The sequence below is a fragment of the Mycobacterium sp. 1274756.6 genome (assembly GCF_001668625.1).
Lineage (GTDB): Bacteria > Actinomycetota > Actinomycetes > Mycobacteriales > Mycobacteriaceae > Mycobacterium.
On sequence record NZ_LZLJ01000092.1, the window covers coordinates 1 to 18,968 of the forward strand.

Consider the following 18,968-nt stretch of genomic DNA (forward strand, 5'->3'; position numbering starts at 1 on the left):
GTGTCGAAGAGCCGGTCGTCGAGAGCAGGGGGGCGACCCCCCCCCCCGCCCCGGGCTGGAGCATCGCCCACCAGATCGCCCACCTGCTCTGGACCGACCGGCTCTCGCTGCTGTCGATCACCGACGAGGACGCCTTCGGCGCCGCCCTGCGCGTCGCCGCCGCCAACCCCACCGGCTTCGTCGACGACGGCGCCGAGGAACTGGCGGCGTTGGCGGTCCCGGACCTGCTCGCCGACTGGCGGCGTACCCGCGGCCGGCTGCACGAGGCGCTGGCGGCGGTCCCCGAACACCGGAAACTGCCCTGGTTCGGGCCGCCGATGAGCGCCGCGTCGATGGCGACCGCGCGGTTGATGGAGACCTGGGCGCACGGGTTGGATGTCGCCGACACGCTCGGGGTGACCCGCCCGGCCACCGCGCGGCTGCGCTCGATCGCCCACCTCGGGGTGCGCACCCGCGACTACGCGTTCGGCGTCAACGGCCTCACCGCGCCGGCCGAGCCGTTCCGCGTCGAGCTGCGCGCCCCCGACGGCGAGCAGTGGGCGTGGGGTCCGGCCGACGCCGCCCAGCGGGTCACCGGGTCGGCGGAGGACTTCTGCTGCCTGGTCACCCAGCGCCGCGCGCTGGCTGACCTCGACCTCACCGCCGACGGCGCGGATGCGCAGCGCTGGCTGCAGATCGCCCAGGCCTTCGCCGGGCCGCCCGGCGCGGGCCGCTGACCGGACCGGCCGGTCAGCCCAGCCCGCTGGCGGTGTCCGCGCGGCCGTCGCCGTCGCTGTCGGTGAGCCTGGTGTCCCACCGGCCGTCCCCGTCGGTGTCGAGGTAGGCCTCGGCGTAGCCGCCGGCGCCGTCGCCGAGCAGCACCCGGTCGGCCAGCCCGTCCCCGTCGGTGTCGAAGAGCCGGTCGTCGGTCTCGCCGTCCCCGTCGAAATCGACCAGCGCCGGTCCGCTGTGCTCGACGCCGTCGAGGTCCTGCCAGCGCAGCCCGCCGGCCGGCACCGCCCAGATCCCCGCCCCGTCGTCGGTGAACGAGCTCTCCGCCACCCCGTCGTTGTCGAGGTCGAGCAGCGCGTGGTCGACGATGCCGTCGGCATCGAGGTCCACCAGCGCGTCGTCGGGCAGCCCGTCCCCGTCGAGATCCAGCGCGATGCCGTCGGGTTCGCCGTCGCCGTCGAGATCGACATCGGGGGCCGCCGCCCAGATCGAGGCCGTGCCGTCACCGTCACCCAAACAGAACTCCATGCCGGTGAGACGGCGTGCGGGCCGTTACCGGTTCCCGGTCGCCGCCCACCAGGCGCGCAGCTCGGCGATCGCCTCCTCGCGGGACAGCGGGCCGCGCTCCAGCCGCAGCTCCTTGAGGTGCCGCCAGGCCTGCCCGACCACCGGCCCGGCCGGGATGTCGAGGATCTGCATGATCTCGTTGCCGTCCAGGTCGGGGCGGACCCGCTGCAGGTCCTCGCGGGCCGCCAGCTCGGCGATCCGGGCCTCCAGGTCGTCGTAGTTGGCCTGCAGCCGCGCCGCCCGGCGCTTGTTGCGGGTGGTGCAGTCGGCGCGCACCAGCTTGTGCAGCCGGGGCAGCAGCGGCCCGGCGTCGGTGACATAGCGGCGCACCGCCGAGTCGGTCCACTTGCCGCCGCCGTAGCCGTGGAACCGCAGGTGCAGGTAGACCAGCTGGGAGACGTCGTCGACCATCTGCTTGGAGTACTTCAGCGCCCGCATCCGCTTGCGCGTCATCTTGGCGCCGACCACCTCGTGGTGGTGGAAGCTGACCCCGCCGTCGGGCTCGTGGCGGCGGGTGGCGGGTTTGCCGATGTCGTGCAGCAGCGCCGCCCACCGCAACACCAGGTCGGGTCCGTCGTCCTCCAGCGCGATGGCCTGCCGCAGCACCGTCAGCGAATGCTGGTAGACGTCCTTGTGCTGGTGGTGCTCGTCGATGGCCATCTGCATCCCGCCGATCTCGGGCAGCACCACCTCGCCCATCCCGGTCTGCACCATCAGGTCGATCCCGGCGACCGGATCCGCGCCGATCATGAGTTTGTCCAACTCCGCGGCCACCCGCTCGGCGGTGATCCGGGCGAGTTGCGGCGCCATCTCGACGATCGCGGCGTGCACCCGGGGGGCGACCCGCAGACCCAGCTGGGAGACGAACCGCGCCGCGCGCAGCATCCGCAGCGGGTCGTCGCCGAAGGAGACCTCCGGTTCCGCCGGGGTGTCGAGCACCCCGGCGCGCAACGCGGTGAAACCGTCCAGCGGGTCGAGGAACTCCCCCGGCCCGTCGGCGGTGATGCGCACCGCCATCGCGTTGACGGTGAAATCCCGGCGCACCAGATCCCCGTCCAGCGCGTCGCCGAAGCGCACCTCCGGGTTGCGGGACACCTGGTCGTAGCTGTCGGCGCGGAACGTGGTGATCTCCAGCCGGTGCTCGCCCTTGCCGACGCCGACGGTGCCGAACTCGATCCCGGTGTCCCACAGCGCGTCCGCCCAGCCCCGCAGCAGCTGCTGCACCTGCTCGGGCCGGGCGTCGGTGGTGAAATCCAGGTCCGGGCTGAGCCGGCCCAGCACCGCGTCGCGCACCGACCCGCCCACCAGGTACAGCTGATGGCCGCGGTCGCTGAACCGGGCACCCAGCTCCCGCAACAGGCCGGCGTGCCGGTTGAGCGCGACGGCGGCAGCCAGCAGCGCGCTGTCCTGAGTAGCGTCGGGCACGCTGACCGAGCCTAGTCATCGCGGCGCGGCGGTGACGAGGCGCACAGCCCGGCGGCACCGGGGCCGCGCGTCCCCGGGGGCCGCCACCTCGACAGCTAATATCGCTGGGGTGTCGGAGGGCGAACAGGCGAAGCCACGGCGGCGCCGTAATCGGCGGCGCCGTCGACGCGCCGCCGACCCCACCGACACCCCCGCCGGCGCCAACCCGGGCGGCGGTGCCCGGGACGCCGCCGGCAGCAAGCCGCGCCCGCGCCGTCGCCCCGACCGGCTGCGCACCGTGCACGAGACCTCGGCGGGCGGTCTGGTCGTCGACGGCCTCGACGGGCCGCGGGAGGCCCAGCAGGCCGCGCTGATCGGACGGCTCGACCGGCGCGGCCGGATGTTGTGGTCGCTGCCCAAGGGTCACATCGAGGTCGGCGAGACCGCCGAGCAGACCGCCATCCGGGAGGTGGCCGAGGAGACCGGCATCCACGGGCGGGTGCTGGCCTCCCTCGGGCGCATCGACTACTGGTTCGTCACCGAGGGCCGCCGGGTGCACAAGACCGTGCACCACTACTTGCTGCGCTTCTCCGGCGGGGAGCTCTGCGACGCCGACGTCGAGGTCGCCGAGGTCGCCTGGGTGCCGCTGCCGGAGCTGCGGGCCCGGCTGGCCTACGCCGACGAACGCCGGCTGGCCGACGTCGCCGACGAGCTGATCGTGACGCTGCAGACCGACGGGCCCGACGCGCTGCCGCCGCTGCCGCCGTCGGCCCCGCGCCGGCGCCCCCAGACCCACTCCCACGCCCGCAGCCACCGCCCCGACAACCGCACCCCGGGCCGGAAGAACGGTCGCGGTCGCGGCCCGTGAGGTGGCCCACTCGGGTGCGCCGCCTCGTCGCCGCCGCCCTCGCGTCCGGACTCGCCGCCCTGCTTGTCGCGCCGGGCGCCGTACCGCCCGCCGCCGCCGACGCCCCCGACGCCGCGCCGTTCATCCGGGTGAGCATCGACTCGGTGACCCCCGCGGTGCTCACCGGCGCCAGCGACCCGCAGCTGACGGTGACCGGCCGCATCAAGAACATCGGCGACCGGCCGGTGCGCGACGTGACGATCCGCCTCGAGCAGGCCGCCGCGGTCGACACCGCCACCGAACTGCGCACCCCGCTGCGCGGCCAACACGACCAGTTCCAGCCGATCGGCGAGTTCCGTGACGTGGCCGCGACCCTGCCCCGCCGCGCCGAGGTCGGCTTCACGCTGTCCGCGCCGCTGGACTCCGAGTCCGCCTCGGCGCTGCAGATCGCCGAGCCCGGCGTCTACCCGGTGCTGGTCAACGTCAACGCCACCCCCGACTACGGCGTCCCGGCCCGCCTCGACGACGCCCGGTTCCTGCTGCCCGTGCTGGAGTTGCCGGCCGATGCGGCCGGCTCACGCCCCGGCGACGGCCCCGCCGCCACCACCGGGGAGGCCGCGCCGATGCCGGTGACCATGCTGTGGCCGCTGGCCGACCGGCCGCGGCTGGCCCCCGGCTTCCCCGGCGGCACCACCCCGATCCGGCTGACCGACGACGACCTGGCCGCCTCGCTGGCCGCCGGCGGGCGCCTCGATGTCCTGCTGTCGACCGTCGAGTTCGCCACCAGCCCCGGCGCCGACCCCGACGGGCTGCTCGGCCGGTCCCTGTGCCTGGCCGTCGACCCCGATCTGCTGGTCACGGTCAACGCCATGACCCGCGACTATCTGGTGACCGAGACTGCCGATCCCGGCGGGCCCGCCCACCCGGGGCTCGGGCAGGCCGCCGCCGCGGGCTGGCTGAGCCGGCTGCGCAGCCTCGCCGCCCGGCTGTGCGTGACCGCGCTGCCCTACGCGCAGGCCGATCTCACCGCGCTGCAGCGGGTCGGCGACACCGGGATGGCCACCATCGCCACCAGTGGCGCCAGCCAAGTCGTCGACCAGATGCTGGGCGTCTCCTCGGTGCGCGGAGCCACCCCGCTCGGCGACGGCCCGCTGACCCAGCGCGCCGTGGACCTGCTCTCCGGGCAGGCCGACACGGTGGCGATCACCCCCGCCCCGGCCGTCCCCGGCGACGACGGCGCCGACGGCGCCGCCGACCTCACCCCGCGGCGGCTGTCCCCGCGGGTGGTGACCGCCCCGTTCGACCCGGCGGTCGGCGCCGCTCTGGCCGCGGTCGGCACCCGGCCGACCTCACCGCTGTACCTCGACAGCCGGGCCCTGCGGAAGCTCAAGCAGAACCTGCAGCACGATTCGGCGGTCGCCCGCCGCCAGGACGCGCTGGGCGCGATCCTGTGGCGCGCCCTGCAGCCCGACGCCGAACCGCGCGGCGAGATCCTGCTGCCGCCGGCCACCTGGGCGCTGGAACCCGACGACGCCCACGCGCTGCTGTCCACCCTGGGCACGGCGCTGCGCGCGGGCGTCGCGGTGCCCCGCCCGCTGTCCGAGCTGATCGCCCACAACCACGACACCGCGGCGCTGCCCGAGCCGGGCTACCCGCCGCGCGCCGACCGCGCCGACCGCGGCCGCATCGACGACACCGTCACCACCGAGATCGCCGACCAGACCCGGCCACTGTGGGGCCTGACCGCCGCGCTGACCACCGATCCGCGCACCGGGCTGACCGGCGCCGCCTACACCGCGCCGCTGCGCGAGGACATGCTGCGCGCGCTCAGCCAGGCCGAGCCGCCCGCCGAACGCAACAACCTGGCCCGCGACCGGCTGGCGGCGGTCGGCGTCACCGTCGCCAACCTGCTCGGCGGGGTCACCGTGGTCAACCCGGGCGGCTCCTACACGCTGGCCACCGAGCACAGCCCGCTGCCGCTGGCGCTGCGCAACGACCTGGCGGTGCCGATCCGGGTGCGGCTGCACCTAGAGACCCCGCCCGGCATGACGGTCACCGACCCCGGCGAGATCGAGCTGCCGCCCGGCTACCTGCCGCTGCGGGTGCCCATCGAGGTGCGGCTCAACCAGCGGGTGGCGGTCGATGCGGCGCTGAGCACCCCCGACGGCATGCCGCTCGGGGCGACGGTCCGGCTGTCGGTGCACGCCAACGCCTACGGCAAGGTGCTGTTCGCGATCACCCTGTCGGCCGCCGCGGTGCTGATCGTGCTGGCCGGGCGCCGACTGTGGCACCGGTTCCGCGGCCAACCCGACCCGGCGGATCTGCCCGAGCCGCGCTCGGGCGAGGAGCTCCCGGGACGGGACCCGTGAGCAGCCCCAAACCGGCGCCGCGGCCCGAACTCTCCGACGCCGCGGTGGTGTCCCGGTCCTGGGGGATGGCGCTGGCGACCCTGGTCAGCCGGATCACCGGGTTCATCCGCATCGTGCTGCTGGCGGCGATCCTCGGCGCGGCGCTCTCCAGCGCGTTCTCGGTGGCCAACCAGCTGCCCAACCTGATCGCGGCGCTGGTGCTGGAGGCGACGTTCACCGCGATCTTCGTGCCGGTGCTGGCCCGCGCCGAACGCGACGACCCCGACGGCGGGGCCGCCTTCGTGCGGCGGCTGGTCACCCTGGCCACCAGCCTGCTGCTGGTGACCACCGTGGTGTCGGTCGCGGCGGCCCCGCTGCTGGTGCGGCTGATGCTGGGCGGCGACCCGCAGGTCAACGAGCCGTTGACCACCGCGTTCGCCTACCTGCTGCTGCCGCAGGTGATCTTCTACGGCCTGTCGTCGGTGTTCATGGCGATCCTGAACAACCGCAACATCTTCGGCCCGCCGGCGTGGGCGCCGGTGGTCAACAACGTGATCGCCATCGCCACGCTGGTCCTGTACCTGCTGATGCCCGGCGAACTGTCGGTGGACCCGGTGCGGATGGGCAACGCCAAACTGCTGGTGCTGGGCGTCGGCACCACGCTGGGGGTGGTGGCGCAGGCGGCGGTGCTGCTGGTGGCGATCGGGCGCGAGCGGATCAGCCTGCGCCCGCTGTGGGGCATCGACGACCGGCTCAAACGGTTCGGCGCGATGGCCGCGGCGATGGTGCTCTACGTGCTGATCAGCCAGATCGGGCTCGTCGTGGGCAACCAGATCGCGTCGACCGCGGCGGCGTCCGGGCCGGCCATCTACACCTACACCTGGCTGGTGCTGATGCTGCCGTTCGGGATGATCGGGGTGACGGTGCTGACCGTGGTGATGCCCCGGCTGAGCCGCAACGCCGCCGCCGACGACACCCCCGCGGTGCTCGACGACCTGTCGCTGGCCACCCGGCTGACCATGCTCACCCTGATTCCGATCGTGGCGGTGATGACCGTCGGCGGCCCGGCGATCGGCAGCGCCCTGTTCGCCTACGGCAACTTCGGTTCCGTCGACGCCGGGTACCTGGGCGCGGCGATCTCGCTGTCGGCGTTCACCCTGATCCCCTACGCCCTGGTGCTGCTGCAGCTGCGGGTGTTCTACGCCCGCGAGCAGCCGTGGACACCGATCGCCATCATCGTCATCATCACCACGGTCAAGATCATCGGCTCGCTGATCGCCCCGCACGTCACCGACAACCCCGACATGGTGGCCGGGTTCCTGGGCCTGGCCAACGGGCTGGGCTTCCTCGCCGGCGCCGTCGCCGGGCACATCCTGCTGCGCCGGCGGCTGCGGCCGCCCGACGGGCACCTCGTCGCGCTGCCGGTGGTTCGCACGGTGCTGGTGACGATCGCGGCGTCGCTGCTGGCCGGCACCCTCGCCCACGCGGTCGACCGGCTGGCCGGCCTGCAGCGCTGGACCGAGCACGGCGGCCTGGGCTCGCTGGCGCGGCTGGTCGTGTTGACCATGATCGTGCTGCCGCTGGTCGCCCTGATCCTGGTGCAGGCGCGGGTTCCCGACGCACTGGCCGCCGTCGACGCCGTGCGACGCCGATTCGGCCGCCCCGCTCCGGCCCCGGCGGGCGCCGCGTTTCGGCCCGACCGGTCCGCCCGACAGCCCGCGTTCGCGTACCCTGAACACACCAATTCGCCAACGCCGGGCATTCGACGGGTGCCTCCCGGCGAGCGCGCCGGGGCCGGAACACCGAAAGGACCGGAGGTGACCGAGAGTTCCTCGACGGCATCGGGCGGCGCTACGGAGGCCGGCGGCGGTTCCACCGCCGACTCCTTCCAGCCCGACGTGGCCGCACAGCGCCGCACCGGCAGCGGCGACGCCCCGAGCTTCGACCGGTCCGCCCGCCCGGCAACCGACCCGGACGACGACCAGCAGCTGGTTCCCGGCACCAGCGTGATCGGCGGCCGCTACCGGCTGCTGGTGTTCCACGGCGGCCCGCCCGGGCTGCAGTTCTGGCAGGCGCTGGACACCGCCCTGGACCGGCAGGTGGCGTTGACCTTCGTCGACCCGGAGAACACCCTCACCGACGAGCAGCGCGAGACGATCCTGTCCCGCACGCTGCGGTTGAGCCGCATCGAGCATCCCGGCATCGCGCGCATCCTCGATGTCGCCCACACCAGTGTCGGCGGGCTGGTGGTCGCCGAATGGATCCGCGGCGGATCGCTGCGCGAGGTCGCCGAGACCGCCCCCTCCCCCATCGGCGCCACCCGGGCGGTGCAGTCGCTGGCCGGCGCGGCGGAGGCCGCCCACCGGGCCGGCGTGGCCCTGTCGATCGACCATCCCAGCCGGGTGCGGGTCAGCATCGACGGCCAGGTGGCGCTGGCCTTCCCGGCGACCATGCCCGACGCCTCCCCCGATTCCGACATCGGCGGCATCGGTGCGGTGCTCTACGCCCTGCTCGTCAACCGGTGGCCGCTGACCGAATCCGGCACCGCGAGCGGGCTGCCCCCCGCCGAGCGGGACCGCTCGGGTCAGCCGCTCGAGCCGGCCTCGGTCAACCCCGACATCCCGTTCCAGATCTCGACGGCCGCCTTGCACTCGGTACGCCAAACCGGCCGGATCCGCAGCGCCGCCACCCTGCTCAACCTGTTGAAGCAGGCCGCGGTGGTCGCCGATCACACCGACCTGCTGGCCCCGGTCGACGTGGAACCGCCGGCCCCGGCCCCCGACGAGGACGCCCTCGCCCAGCGACGCCGGATGGTCATGATCGGCGCCGGGGTCGGGGTCGCGATCATCGCGGTCTTCCTGCTGGTGCTGGCCTCAGTGCTCAACCGGATGTTCGGCGACGTCAGCGGCGGGCTGGACAAGGACCGGCTGGGGCTGAACACCCCCTCGGCGGCCTCGGAGTCCGGCGCCGAGGACCGGCCCACCGCGCCGGCGGGCAGCGTCGTCAAACCGGTCAGCGCGACGGTCTTCTCCCCCGACGGCGGTGCCGATAATCCCGGCGACGCCGGCCTGGCCATCGACGGTGATCGCACGACGGCGTGGAAGACCGACATCTACACCGACCCGACCCCGTTCCCCGGTTTCAAGAGCGGGGTGGGGCTGCTGCTGCAGCTGCCCGAGGCCACCGAGATCGGTTCGGTGACGATCGCGGTGTCGAGCACCGGCACCGAGATCGAGTTGCGGTCGGCCTCCTCGTCGTCGCCGGCCAAGCTCGACGACACCACCGAGCTGACCCCGGCGAAGAAGATGAAGCCCGGCGAGAACACCATCGAGGTCGACTCTTCGGAGACGACTTCCACACTGCTGGTGTGGATTTCGAAGCTGGGCACCACCAACGGCGAGAGCCGGGCCGACATCTCCGAGATCACCGTCCGGGCCGCCTCCTGACCCCTGTGGGTAACCGCCCGAGGTGAAGTGCCCGGCTGGCAGCGGCTGGATACTGTCCGCGCGTGGACTCTGGGGAAGACGGTCGGTACGACCGCAGCGACGCCGAACTGCTGGCCGATCATGTGGGTGGGGACCGGGAGGCCTTCGCCGAGTTGGTGCGGCGCCATCACGGCCGGCTGCACCGGCTGGCGCGGCGCTGCAGCCGCTCCCCCGAGGACGCCGCCGACGCCCTGCAGGATGCGCTGCTGGCGGTGCACCGGGCGGCCGGGTCGTTCCGCTCCGACGCCGCGGTGAGCAGCTGGTTGTACCGCATCGTGGTCAACGCCTGCCGCGACCGGCTGCGCAACACCTGCGCCCACGAGACCCGGCCCCTCGAGGACACCGCGGTGGTGGCCGACCGCACCGCGCAGGTGGCCACCGCGATCACGGTGCACCGGGCGCTGCGGCGGCTGCCGACCGATCAGCGGGCGGCGGTGATCGCGGTGCACCTGCAGGACCGGTCGGTGGCCGAGACCGCCCGCGCGCTCGGGGTCGCCGAGGGCACCGTGAAGAGCCGCTGCGCGCGGGCCCGGGTGCGGCTGGCGGCGCTGCTGACCGACCCGGTGGGGCCCGCCCGTACCGTGGGCGGGAACAGCCGGGATTAGGCTGGCGTTGGTAGCTCCTGTGGCAGCCCACGGCTCTAGCGGAAAGGCGCGTATGACCCCGTCCACCCCCGAGAACAGCCCGGTCCACGACGTCATCGTCGTCGGCTCGGGTCCCGCCGGCTACACCGCGGCGCTCTACACCGCCCGGGCCCAGCTGAACCCGCTGGTGTTCGAGGGCACCTCGTTCGGCGGCGCCCTGATGACCACCACCGATGTGGAGAACTTCCCGGGCTTCCGCGACGGCATCCTCGGCCCCGAGCTGATGGACCAGATGCGCGAGCAGGCGTTGCGGTTCGGCGCGGATCTGCGGATGACCGATGTCGAACAGATCACCCTGACCGGGCCGGTGAAGTCGGTGGTGACCGCCGACGGCGAGACCCACCGGGCCCGGGCGCTCATCCTGGCCATGGGCGCCGCCGCCCGCTACCTGCACATCCCCGGTGAGCAGGAGCTGCTCGGCCGGGGCGTCAGTTCCTGCGCCACCTGCGACGGGTTCTTCTTCCGCGACCAGGACGTGGCCGTCATCGGCGGCGGCGACTCGGCGATGGAGGAGGCCACCTTCTTGACCCGGTTCGCGCGCAGCGTCACGATCGTGCACCGTCGCGACGAGTTCCGCGCGTCGGCGATCATGCTGGAGCGCGCCCGCGCCAACGAGAAGATCCGGTTCGTCACCAACACCGTCCCGGTGGCCGTGGAAGGCTCCGACACCGTCACCGGCCTGCGGGTCCGCAACACCGTCAGTGGTGAGGAATCCACCCTGGCGGTCACCGGTGTGTTCGTCGCCATCGGCCACGACCCGCGTTCGGAGCTGGTGCGCGACGCGCTCGACGTCGACGCCGACGGCTACGTGCAGGTGCGGACCCCGACCACCCAGACCTCGGTGGAGGGCGTGTTCGCGGCCGGCGACCTGGTGGACCGGACCTACCGGCAGGCGGTGACCGCTGCCGGTACCGGCTGTGCCGCGGCGATCGACGCCGAGCGCTGGCTGGCCGAATCCTCCGCCGCCAGCCCCGACCTGATTGGAGCCCCGCAGTGACCGAGAACGCCCGTGGCACAACGGTAGTCACCGACGACTCGTTCGCCGCCGACGTCGTGTCCAGCAGCACCCCGGTGCTGGTGGACTTCTGGGCCACCTGGTGCGGGCCGTGCCGCATGGTCGCGCCGGTGCTCGAGGAGATCGCCGCGGAGAAGGCCGGCGAGCTCACCGTGGCCAAACTCGACGTCGACGCCAACCCCGAAACCGCGCGGCAGTACCAGGTGGTCTCCATCCCCACCTTGATCCTGTTCGTCGACGGTGAGCCGGTGAAGCGGGTCGTCGGCGCGAAGGGCAAGGCCGCGCTGCTCCGCGAACTCGCCGAGGTCCTCCCCGGCTGAGCCGCGTCGGCGCGTTTCGTCGCTCACACGCGGGCCGGGAATTTTCCGCATCGGGGCCCGGTCTGAGACAATATTGCCCAGCCTGACCAGCAATCGTCGGCGCGGGGTGTGCTGCTGACATGGAATCGGAGGGTCCTGGTATGTCGAGTTCGCGCCGCGGTGCCGCGCTGCGTCTCGGCGACCGCAGCGCCGCGGTGACCGAGATCCGGGCCACCCTGCTCAACCTGGGTTTCGTGGAGAGCCCGGACGCCGACCTGAGCACCGGTCAGCGGGTGGCGCTCGACATGTTCGACGCCGAACTCGACCATGCGGTGCGGGCGTTCCAGCAGCGCCGCGGCCTGCTGGTCGACGGCGTAGTCGGCGAGGCCACCTACCGCGCGCTCAAGGAGGCCTCCTACCGGCTCGGTGAGCGCATCCTGCATCACCAGTTCGGGGCGCCCATGTACGGCGACGACGTCGTCACCCTGCAGGCCCGCCTGCAAGATCTGGGGTTCTACACCGAGTTGGTCGACGGGCACTTCGGTTTGCAGACCCACCAGGCGCTGATGTCCTACCAGCGCGAGTACGGGCTGCGCTCCGACGGGATCTGCGGGCCGGAGACGCTGCGCTCGCTGTATTTCCTGGGCTCGCGGGTGACCGGTGGTTCCCCGCATGCGATCCGCGAGGAGGAGTTGGTCCGCAGCTCCGGACCCAAGCTCTCCGGGCGTCGGATCGTGTTGGACCCGGGCGGGGGCACCGCCGACCCGGGGTTGTTGCCCCAGACCCCGAACGGGCCGGTGAGCGAAGCGGATCTGTTGTGGGACTTGGCGCGTCGGCTCGAGGGCCGGATGACCGCGATCGGGATGGAGACTTTCCTGTCCCGCCCCGCCGAGGCCAACCCGACCGATGCCGAGCGGGCGGCCACCGCCAACAACATCGGCGCCGACCTGATGATCAGCCTGCGCTGCGCGACCCACACCAGCCCCGCGGCCACCGGCATCGCCTCGTTCTACTTCGGCAACTCCCACGGCTCGTTCTCACCGCTGGGCCGGGGGCTGGCGGACCTGATCCAGCGGGAGTTGGTGGCGCGCACCCGGTTACCGAACTGTCGCAGCCACAGCCGCACCTGGGATCTGCTGCGCCTGACCCGGATGCCCACCGTGCAGGTGGACATCGGTTACCTCACCAATCCGCGGGATCGGGCGATGCTGGTGAACCCCTCGGCGCGGGACGCGCTGGCCGAAGGCATTCTCGCCGCGGTCAAACGGCTCTACCTGCTCGGCAAGAACGACCGTCCCACCGGCACATTGACTTTCGCCGAACTGCTGGCCCACGAACTCGCCGTCGAGCAGGCCGGCCGCGCCGGCGGCTCCTGATCACCGGTCAGGCCGGCGCACCCACCGTCTGACGCAGCGGCGCCACCTCCAGGAGCCGTTCCAGGGCGGCCTCCACCTCGGCCTTCCAGCCCAGCCCCTTGTCCAGTTCCAGCCGCAGCCGCGGGAAGTAGCGGTGCGGGGCCACCACGACGAACCCGGCGCTCTCCAACAACTCCGCTTCGATGATGCAGTGCCCCGGCGGGCAGTCACCGACCGCCTCGAGCACCGTCGCGGTCTCCGCGTCCCGGTCGTCCGACGCCTCCGGCACCGCAGCGGTCCGGCCGAAGGCCTCCAGTGCGCGGACCCCGCGCCGGACCAGGTCGTCGACCACCCGGGCGATCAGCTGCTGCGGCAGGCCGTCGTCCTCGTGGCCGGGCTCGGCGCCCAGCGAGGTCAGCAGCACGGCGTCGGCGGAGACCGGCGCCGTGGGAAACCGTCGGGCCCGCGGCACGGCGCGCGGCGGTGCGTAGAACGCGTACCCCAGACAGCGGGTCTCGCCGGACCCGGCGCGCCGCGGCGCCGCGGTGGCCACCTGCCCGCACGATCCCCACTCGAGCATGACCATGGACAGCCAGGCTTCCTTCTCGAACTCGGGATCGCTGAGGTGCTCGTCCCCGCGGAGGGTCGCCGGGTCGACCTCCCAGAACACGCACCGGCGCGCGGACTTGGGCAGCAATTCGAATGCGTCCAGCCGCAGCGGTGTGATCTGAGTGGACACTAGCTTTTCGGGCCTCCGCGCGTCGTTACCACCGGATTGCGGCCCTTCCAGAATAGGAGAGATCGCCGCGAACCGCCCGCGCTCGGGTTCGGCGCCCCGTCACAGCCGGTCTTTTGCCGAATCGCATTGCCGGACAAGCGAAACCGGCCTCGTTCGGTTTATCGAACGTGGGCTTTCGGACCGATATGTCACAGTGACGGAACGCCAGTGGGTGGCTGGTCAGGCCTTCGCCGCGATCATCAAGCCCGCAATACGCTGCAGATCGTCCACCGAGGCGAACTCGACGACGATCTTCCCCTTGCGCTTACCCAAGCTCACCGTGACCCGGGTGTCGAACGCGTCGGAGAGCTGTTCGGCGACGTCCTGCAGCCCGGGCATCTGGATCGGCTTCCGCTTCGGCGGCGTCGGGGTCGGCGCGCCGGACCGGTTGGCCAGCGTCACCGCCTCCTCGGTCGCCCGTACCGACAGGCCCTCGGCGACGATGCGTGCCGCCAGCTCCTCCTGGGCGTCCGCGCCGGCTTCCAGGGACAGCAGGGCGCGGGCGTGGCCGGCGGAGAGCACCCCGGCGGCGACCCGGCGCTGGACCGGGATCGGCAGCCGCAGCAGCCGGATCATGTTCGAGATGAGCGGGCGCGACCGGCCCAGCCGGGCGGCCAGCTCGTCGTGGGTGACGCCGAACTCGTCGAGCAGCTGCTGGTAGGCGGCCGCCTCCTCCAGCGGGTTCAGCTGGACGCGGTGGATGTTCTCCAGCAGCGCGTCGCGCAGCAGGTGGCCGTCACCGGTGTCCCGCACGATCGCCGGGATCGCGGTGAGCCCGGCCTCCTGCGCGGCGCGCCAGCGCCGCTCCCCCATCACCAGTTGGTACGGCGGGGTCTCCCCGGGCGCCTCGCGGACGACGATCGGCTGCATCAGCCCGAATTCGCGGATCGAGTGCACCAGCTCGGCCAGGGCCTCCTCGTCGAAGACCTGGCGGGGCTGGCGCGGGTTGGGACCGATCTGCGCCGGGTCGAGTTCGCGATAGACCGCGCCGACGTCGTCCGCGGGCTGGGGCGCGGCCTCCGGCGCCGCCCCGCTGCGTCCCAGCACGATGTCGGCGGCGCTGTCGCCCATCCGCGGCCCGAGGCTGTCCGCGTCGGTCTCCCCGGGCGCCGGCCCGGTGGGAATCAACGACGCCAGGCCCCGGCCGAGTCCGCCCCGTTTACGTGCCTGCTGATTCATCGCTGTCCCTTCTGCGGCATGACCCGCTGCGCGAGCTCCCGACTGGCGTCCAGGTAACTCATCGCTCCCCGTGAACCCGGATCGTAATCGATGATCGTCATGCTGTACCCGGGCGCTTCGGAGACCTTGACGCTGCGCGGCACCACGGTGCGCAGCACCTTGTCACCGAAGTAGTGCCGCACTTCCTCGGCCACCTGGTCGGCGAGTTTGGTGCGCCCGTCGTACATGGTCAGCACCACGGTGGTCACCTCGAGCCGGGGGTTGAGGTGCGCCTTGACCATCTCGATGTTGCGCATCAGCTGCGACACCCCTTCCAGGGCGTAGTACTCACACTGGATCGGGATCAACACCTCGGCGGCGGCCACCAACGCGTTGATGGTCAGCAGCCCCAGCGACGGCGGGCAGTCGATGAACACGTAGTCGAAATCGAGGTCGTCGAGGTCGGCAAGCGCGCGACTCAGCCGGTTCTCCCGCGCCACCATGCTGACCAACTCGATCTCGGCGCCGGCCAGATCGATGGTCGCCGGGATGCAGAACAGCCGCTCACTGTGCGGGCTCTGGCGCAGCGCGGCGCGCGCCGGGATCTCCCCCAGCAGCACCTCGTAGGACGACGGGGTGCCGGACTGGCGATCGCCGATCCCCAGCGCCGTGCTCGCGTTGCCCTGCGGATCGAGGTCGATCACCAGGGTCTTGAGTCCTTGGACGGCCAGCGCCGCCGCGAGGTTCACCGCGGTCGTGGTCTTGCCGACCCCACCCTTCTGGTTGGCGACGGTGAGGACGCGCCGCCGCGGCGGGCGCGGCAGCCGACCGTCTGTGGTGTGCAGCACCCGCATCGCGCGTTCGGCCGCCGCGCCGATCGGGGTGTCGGCCTCGTAGGGGGTTTCACGTGAAACCGGCCCCGGCGTGGTTTCACGTGAAACGGCGCGCGCCGCGGGGCGGCCTGGCCGGTCCGGCGGCGGCGTCGAGGACTCTCGGCCGGTGGGCGCGTTCATCTTGGTCTCCTGCCCGCTGGGCGTCCCGGCCGTCGCCGGGACGGCTTGTCCTGTCCGCGTACCGCCACCACGACGGTCGCGGGAACTGCCAAAAACGCCTCGCCACATTTCCTCACCCTGACATCGACGGCCCCCTGGGCGATCATCCCACGCCGGTGCTCGGCGACCTCGTCCGCCGCCCGCTCCCCCTTCAGCGCGATCATCCGACCGCCGGCCCGGAGCAGCGGCAGACTCCAACGCGTCAGCCGGTCCAGCGCGGCGACCGCACGGGAGACGACGACGTCGGCGCCGCCGACCCGCTCGCGCACCGCCGGCTCCTCGGCGCGGCCGCGCACCACCGCGACGTCCACGCCGAGGTCCTCCACCGCCTCCTGCAGGAACCGGGTGCGGCGCAGCAACGGCTCCACCAAAGTGATGGAGAGATCGGGTCGGGCGATCGCCAGGGCCAGACCCGGGAGACCGGCGCCGCTGCCCACATCGACGACGCGTTCGCCGGGTTCGAGGAGGTCGGCCACCGCCACGCAGTTCAACAGGTGCCGCTCCCACAGCCGGCCGGCTTCGCGGGGCCCGATCAGCCCGCGCTCCACGCCCGGTCCGGCGAGCAGCTCCGCGTACCGCTCGGCGATACCCAGCCGGTCGCCGAACGCCGCGCCGGCCGCCTCGGGCGGCTCCCCCGGTTCGTCATGTTTCACGTGAAACGAACCCTTCCGCGGAACTACATTGCTGTAACTCTGCTCAGTCGGGAAGGACGACGACGCGGCGCGCCGGCTCGACGCCCTCGCTCTCGCTGCGCACGCCGTCCACCGCGGCGACCGCGTCGTGCACGATCTTGCGCTCGAACGGGGTCATCGGGGCGAGCTCCTCGCGCTCCCCACTCTCGGCCACCCGCCGCGCCACCTTGTCGCCCAGCTCGGTCAGCTCCGCGCGGCGGCCCCGCCGCCAACCCGCGACGTCAAGCATCAGCCGGCTGCGCTCGCCGGTCTTCTGGTGCACCGCCAGCCGGGTCAGTTCCTGCAGCGCGTCGAGCACCTCACCCTCGCGGCCGACCAACTTCGTCAGGTCTTTGCCGCCGTCGATGCTCACCACCGCCCGGTTGCCCTCGACGTCGAGATCGATGTCGCCGTCGAAGTCCAACAGGTCCAGCAACTCCTCGAGATAGTCGCCGGCGATCTCGCCCTCGGCGACCAATCGCTCCTCGAGGTCGTCGCTGCCGCCCTCGGACTGGGTCGCTCCCACGTCCTCGGTGGTGTCGGCGTCGGTCATCGTCATCTCTCCTTCTCCACCGGATGCTCAGCCCTGCGGCTGCACCCGTTCAGCTCTTCCGTTTCTTGGGCTTGGCACCCGGACGGGGGGCGGTGCTCCGCTTGCTCGGCTCGGCCGTCGCGGTCTCCACGGTCTCGCTCCCGCGGTCGGTCTCGGCAGGCGCGGCGGCTGCCGCCCCCTTGCCCTTGCGCTTGGGTTTGGCGCCCGGTGCCGGCGCGTTGGCCGCGCGGCGCTCGAGCATCTCCTGCTTCTTGGCTTCCTCTTCCTTCTCGATCATGCCGAACACCACGTGCTGCTGACCGAAGGTCCAGATGTTGTTGGAGAACCAGTAGAAGATGATCGCCAGCGGCAGGAACGGCCCACCGACCACCACGCCGAGCGGGAAGACGTAGAGCGCGAGCTTGTTCATGATCGCGGTCTGCGGGTTGGCCGCGGCCTCCGGGCTCTGCCGCGCCACCGAGGCGCGACTGTTGAAGTAGGTGGCGACCCCGGCCAGGATCATCACCGGGACGCCCACCGCGATCAGCGCGCCGCGGCTGAAGTCATCACCGAAGGCCTCCAGCGTGGGCCCGCGCTGGGTCATCGTCGCCCCCAGCGGCGCACCGAACAGCTTCGCGCTCAAGAAGTTGCCGACGTCGGTGGCGCTGAACACATAGTTACCCAGCGAAGCGTTCTGCTCCACCGACAGCCCCAGCTGCCCGATGCCGGTGCCGGTCCGGTTGAACGAGCGCAGCACGTGGAACAGGCCCAGAAACACCGGGATCTGGGCGAGCATCGGCAGACAGCCCAGCAGCGGGTTGAACCCGTGCTCGCGCTGCAGCTTCTGCATCTCCAGCGCCATCCGCTGGCGGTCCTTGCCGTACTTCTTCTGCAGCGCCTTGATCTGCGGCTGCAACTCCTGCATCTGGCGGGTGGTGCGGATCTGCTTGACGAACGGCTTGTACAGCAGCGCCCGCAGAGTGAACACCAGGAACATCACCGACAGCACCCAGGTGAAGAAACTGGTCGGGCTCAGCAGCAAGCTGAACAGCTTGTACCAGACCCACATGATCGCCGAGACCGGGTAATAGACGTAGTCCAGGCTGACCGGATTAAACGACAAGCCGCTCACTCTCCCCTCGCTCTGCTGGACGCTGCCAGCTGTCGGCGGCTTCATCGGGCCGCGAGCCTTGATCCTCACTGCCGGGCCGGTCCGGAATCGGGTCCCAGCCACCCCGGTGCCACGGCCCGCACTTGGCCAGCCTGGCCACAGCCAACCAGCCGCCCCGAGCCAGCCCGTACTCGGTCAGCGCGTCCACAGCGTATTGGCTACAGGTCGGCGTGAACCGGCAGGTCGCCGGCCGCAGCGGCGAGACCATGTGCCGGTAGAGCTGGATCAGGTAGATCAGTGCCCGCACCGGCGCCGAGCGCACCCATCGCGCGCTCACCGGTGCTCCCCGGCGTCCCGCAGCGTTTGCTTCAGCCCGGCGCGCAGTTGCTGGTCGAAGCTGCGGGATAGCGCGTCGCGGCTACTGGGCCGCGCCCGGATCACCACCCGGTCCGTGGAATCCAACTCGCACAATAGATCCCGGGTCACGTGCCGGAGCCGACGGGCCACCCGGTGGCGTTCCACCGCGGAACCCACTGATTTGCTGACGACGAGGCCGACCCGCGGTCCCCCGGCACAACCCGTCCGGCGGGCATGCACCACCAGGTCCGGTTGGACGCTGCGCGCACCCCGCTTGATGGTGTCAGCGAACTCCGTCGACCGCCGCATACGGTACTGCGCGGGAAGCACGGATCAAGCAGTCAGCGCGCGACGGCCTTTGCGACGCCGGCCGGAGACGATGGCGCGTCCAGCACGGGTCCGCATCCGCAGCCGGAAGCCGTGCACCCGAGCGCGGCGGCGGTTGTTCGGCTGGAAGGTCCGCTTGCCCTTGGCCACGGCTCTATCTCCTCGCTACCTGGCGGCACCATCGTCGTCCATACACAGCGATTGGACTCGATGGCCGTTCGTTAAGGTCTGTGTCGTGCTGCTAACCGGCGCGGTCCCCGAAACGGGTCGCAGCCGTATCGCCGACGTTCGGGCGACTGTTTGAGGG

The 18,968-nt window shown here is 72.2% G+C and carries 19 protein-coding genes; 8 read left to right on the forward strand and 11 right to left on the reverse strand.

Going from position 1 to position 18,968, the window contains the following annotated elements; all coding sequences use genetic code 11:
- Positions 1-716 (forward strand): TIGR03084 family metal-binding protein (locus A5643_RS14460; protein WP_066856934.1); only part of this gene is annotated, 716 nt, incomplete at its 5' end.
- A gap of 13 nt (positions 717-729) precedes the next feature.
- Here the strand turns inward: A5643_RS14460 and A5643_RS14465 are convergent.
- Together A5643_RS14465 and A5643_RS14470 are read right to left on the reverse strand one after the other, a co-directional pair.
- Positions 730-1,239 (reverse strand): pullulanase, encoded by a 510-nt coding sequence (locus tag A5643_RS14465; RefSeq protein WP_066856937.1) that lies wholly within the window; start codon positions 1,237-1,239, stop codon positions 730-732.
- Between the two features lie 24 nt (positions 1,240-1,263).
- A complete protein-coding gene (locus tag A5643_RS14470; protein ID WP_066856940.1) occupies positions 1,264-2,703 on the reverse strand; it encodes a CCA tRNA nucleotidyltransferase in 1,440 nt (479 codons plus the stop codon).
- A 1-nt stretch (position 2,704) separates the two neighbouring features.
- Between A5643_RS14470 and A5643_RS14475 the strand changes: the two genes are divergently transcribed.
- The 7 genes from A5643_RS14475 (at position 2,705) to A5643_RS14505 (ending at position 12,696) form a co-directional block, all read left to right on the forward strand.
- Positions 2,705-3,550 carry an NUDIX hydrolase gene (locus tag A5643_RS14475; RefSeq protein WP_502686242.1) on the forward strand — a complete coding sequence of 282 codons (846 nt, stop codon included), beginning with the start codon at positions 2,705-2,707 and terminating at the stop codon, positions 3,548-3,550.
- Between the two features lie 14 nt (positions 3,551-3,564).
- Complete coding sequence (locus A5643_RS14480) at positions 3,565-5,898, forward strand: DUF6049 family protein (protein ID WP_066856947.1); 2,334 nt, start codon at positions 3,565-3,567, stop codon at positions 5,896-5,898.
- 65 nt (positions 5,899-5,963) lie between these two features.
- Positions 5,964-9,323, forward strand: a complete 3,360-nt coding sequence (murJ, locus tag A5643_RS14485) for a murein biosynthesis integral membrane protein MurJ (RefSeq protein WP_156628824.1) — start codon at positions 5,964-5,966, stop codon at positions 9,321-9,323.
- A 62-nt stretch (positions 9,324-9,385) separates the two neighbouring features.
- Complete coding sequence (gene sigM / locus A5643_RS14490; RefSeq protein ID WP_066856953.1) at positions 9,386-9,967, forward strand: RNA polymerase sigma factor SigM; 582 nt, start codon at positions 9,386-9,388, stop codon at positions 9,965-9,967.
- 52 nt (positions 9,968-10,019) lie between these two features.
- Positions 10,020-11,003, forward strand: coding sequence for a thioredoxin-disulfide reductase (gene trxB / locus A5643_RS14495; RefSeq protein ID WP_066856956.1), 984 nt, complete (start codon positions 10,020-10,022; stop codon positions 11,001-11,003).
- The gene (gene trxA / locus A5643_RS14500; protein ID WP_066856961.1) at positions 11,000-11,341 is read left to right on the forward strand and encodes a thioredoxin; all 342 of its coding nucleotides are present in this window, start codon (positions 11,000-11,002) and stop codon (positions 11,339-11,341) included. Before trxB ends, trxA begins: the two co-directional genes overlap by 4 nt.
- Positions 11,342-11,481: 140 nt before the next feature.
- On the forward strand, positions 11,482-12,696 hold the full coding sequence (locus A5643_RS14505) for an N-acetylmuramoyl-L-alanine amidase (protein ID WP_066856964.1): 1,215 nt from the start codon (positions 11,482-11,484) through the stop codon (positions 12,694-12,696).
- Positions 12,697-12,703: 7 nt separating this feature from the next.
- On the opposite strand, the gene A5643_RS14510 is transcribed toward A5643_RS14505, so the two are convergent.
- From A5643_RS14510 to rpmH, 9 genes are all read right to left on the reverse strand, one after another.
- Entirely contained in the window at positions 12,704-13,414 is a 711-nt protein-coding gene (locus tag A5643_RS14510; RefSeq protein ID WP_066856967.1) for an acetyltransferase, read from the reverse strand.
- Between the two features lie 219 nt (positions 13,415-13,633).
- The gene (locus A5643_RS14515) at positions 13,634-14,632 is read right to left on the reverse strand and encodes a ParB/RepB/Spo0J family partition protein (RefSeq protein ID WP_066856971.1); all 999 of its coding nucleotides are present in this window, start codon (positions 14,630-14,632) and stop codon (positions 13,634-13,636) included.
- On the reverse strand, positions 14,629-15,624 hold the full coding sequence (locus A5643_RS14520) for a ParA family protein (RefSeq protein ID WP_082948972.1): 996 nt from the start codon (positions 15,622-15,624) through the stop codon (positions 14,629-14,631). The genes A5643_RS14515 and A5643_RS14520 overlap by 4 nt, the downstream gene beginning before the upstream one ends.
- On the reverse strand, positions 15,621-16,316 hold the full coding sequence (gene rsmG / locus A5643_RS14525) for a 16S rRNA (guanine(527)-N(7))-methyltransferase RsmG (protein WP_066856978.1): 696 nt from the start codon (positions 16,314-16,316) through the stop codon (positions 15,621-15,623). The genes A5643_RS14520 and rsmG overlap by 4 nt, the downstream gene beginning before the upstream one ends.
- A gap of 43 nt (positions 16,317-16,359) precedes the next feature.
- Positions 16,360-16,887, reverse strand: a complete 528-nt coding sequence (locus A5643_RS14530) for a Jag family protein (RefSeq protein WP_066857065.1) — start codon at positions 16,885-16,887, stop codon at positions 16,360-16,362.
- A 49-nt stretch (positions 16,888-16,936) separates the two neighbouring features.
- Positions 16,937-18,043, reverse strand: coding sequence for a membrane protein insertase YidC (gene yidC, locus A5643_RS14535; RefSeq protein ID WP_066856981.1), 1,107 nt, complete (start codon positions 18,041-18,043; stop codon positions 16,937-16,939).
- Positions 17,979-18,245, reverse strand: coding sequence for a membrane protein insertion efficiency factor YidD (yidD, locus tag A5643_RS14540; protein ID WP_231995590.1), 267 nt, complete (start codon positions 18,243-18,245; stop codon positions 17,979-17,981). Before yidD ends, yidC begins: the two co-directional genes overlap by 65 nt.
- Positions 18,246-18,310: 65 nt before the next feature.
- Positions 18,311-18,664, reverse strand: coding sequence for a ribonuclease P protein component (gene rnpA, locus A5643_RS14545; RefSeq protein WP_066857000.1), 354 nt, complete (start codon positions 18,662-18,664; stop codon positions 18,311-18,313).
- Between the two features lie 3 nt (positions 18,665-18,667).
- A complete protein-coding gene (rpmH, locus tag A5643_RS17880; protein WP_068111553.1) occupies positions 18,668-18,811 on the reverse strand; it encodes a 50S ribosomal protein L34 in 144 nt (47 codons plus the stop codon).
- Between the last annotated feature and the right edge of the window lie 157 nt (positions 18,812-18,968).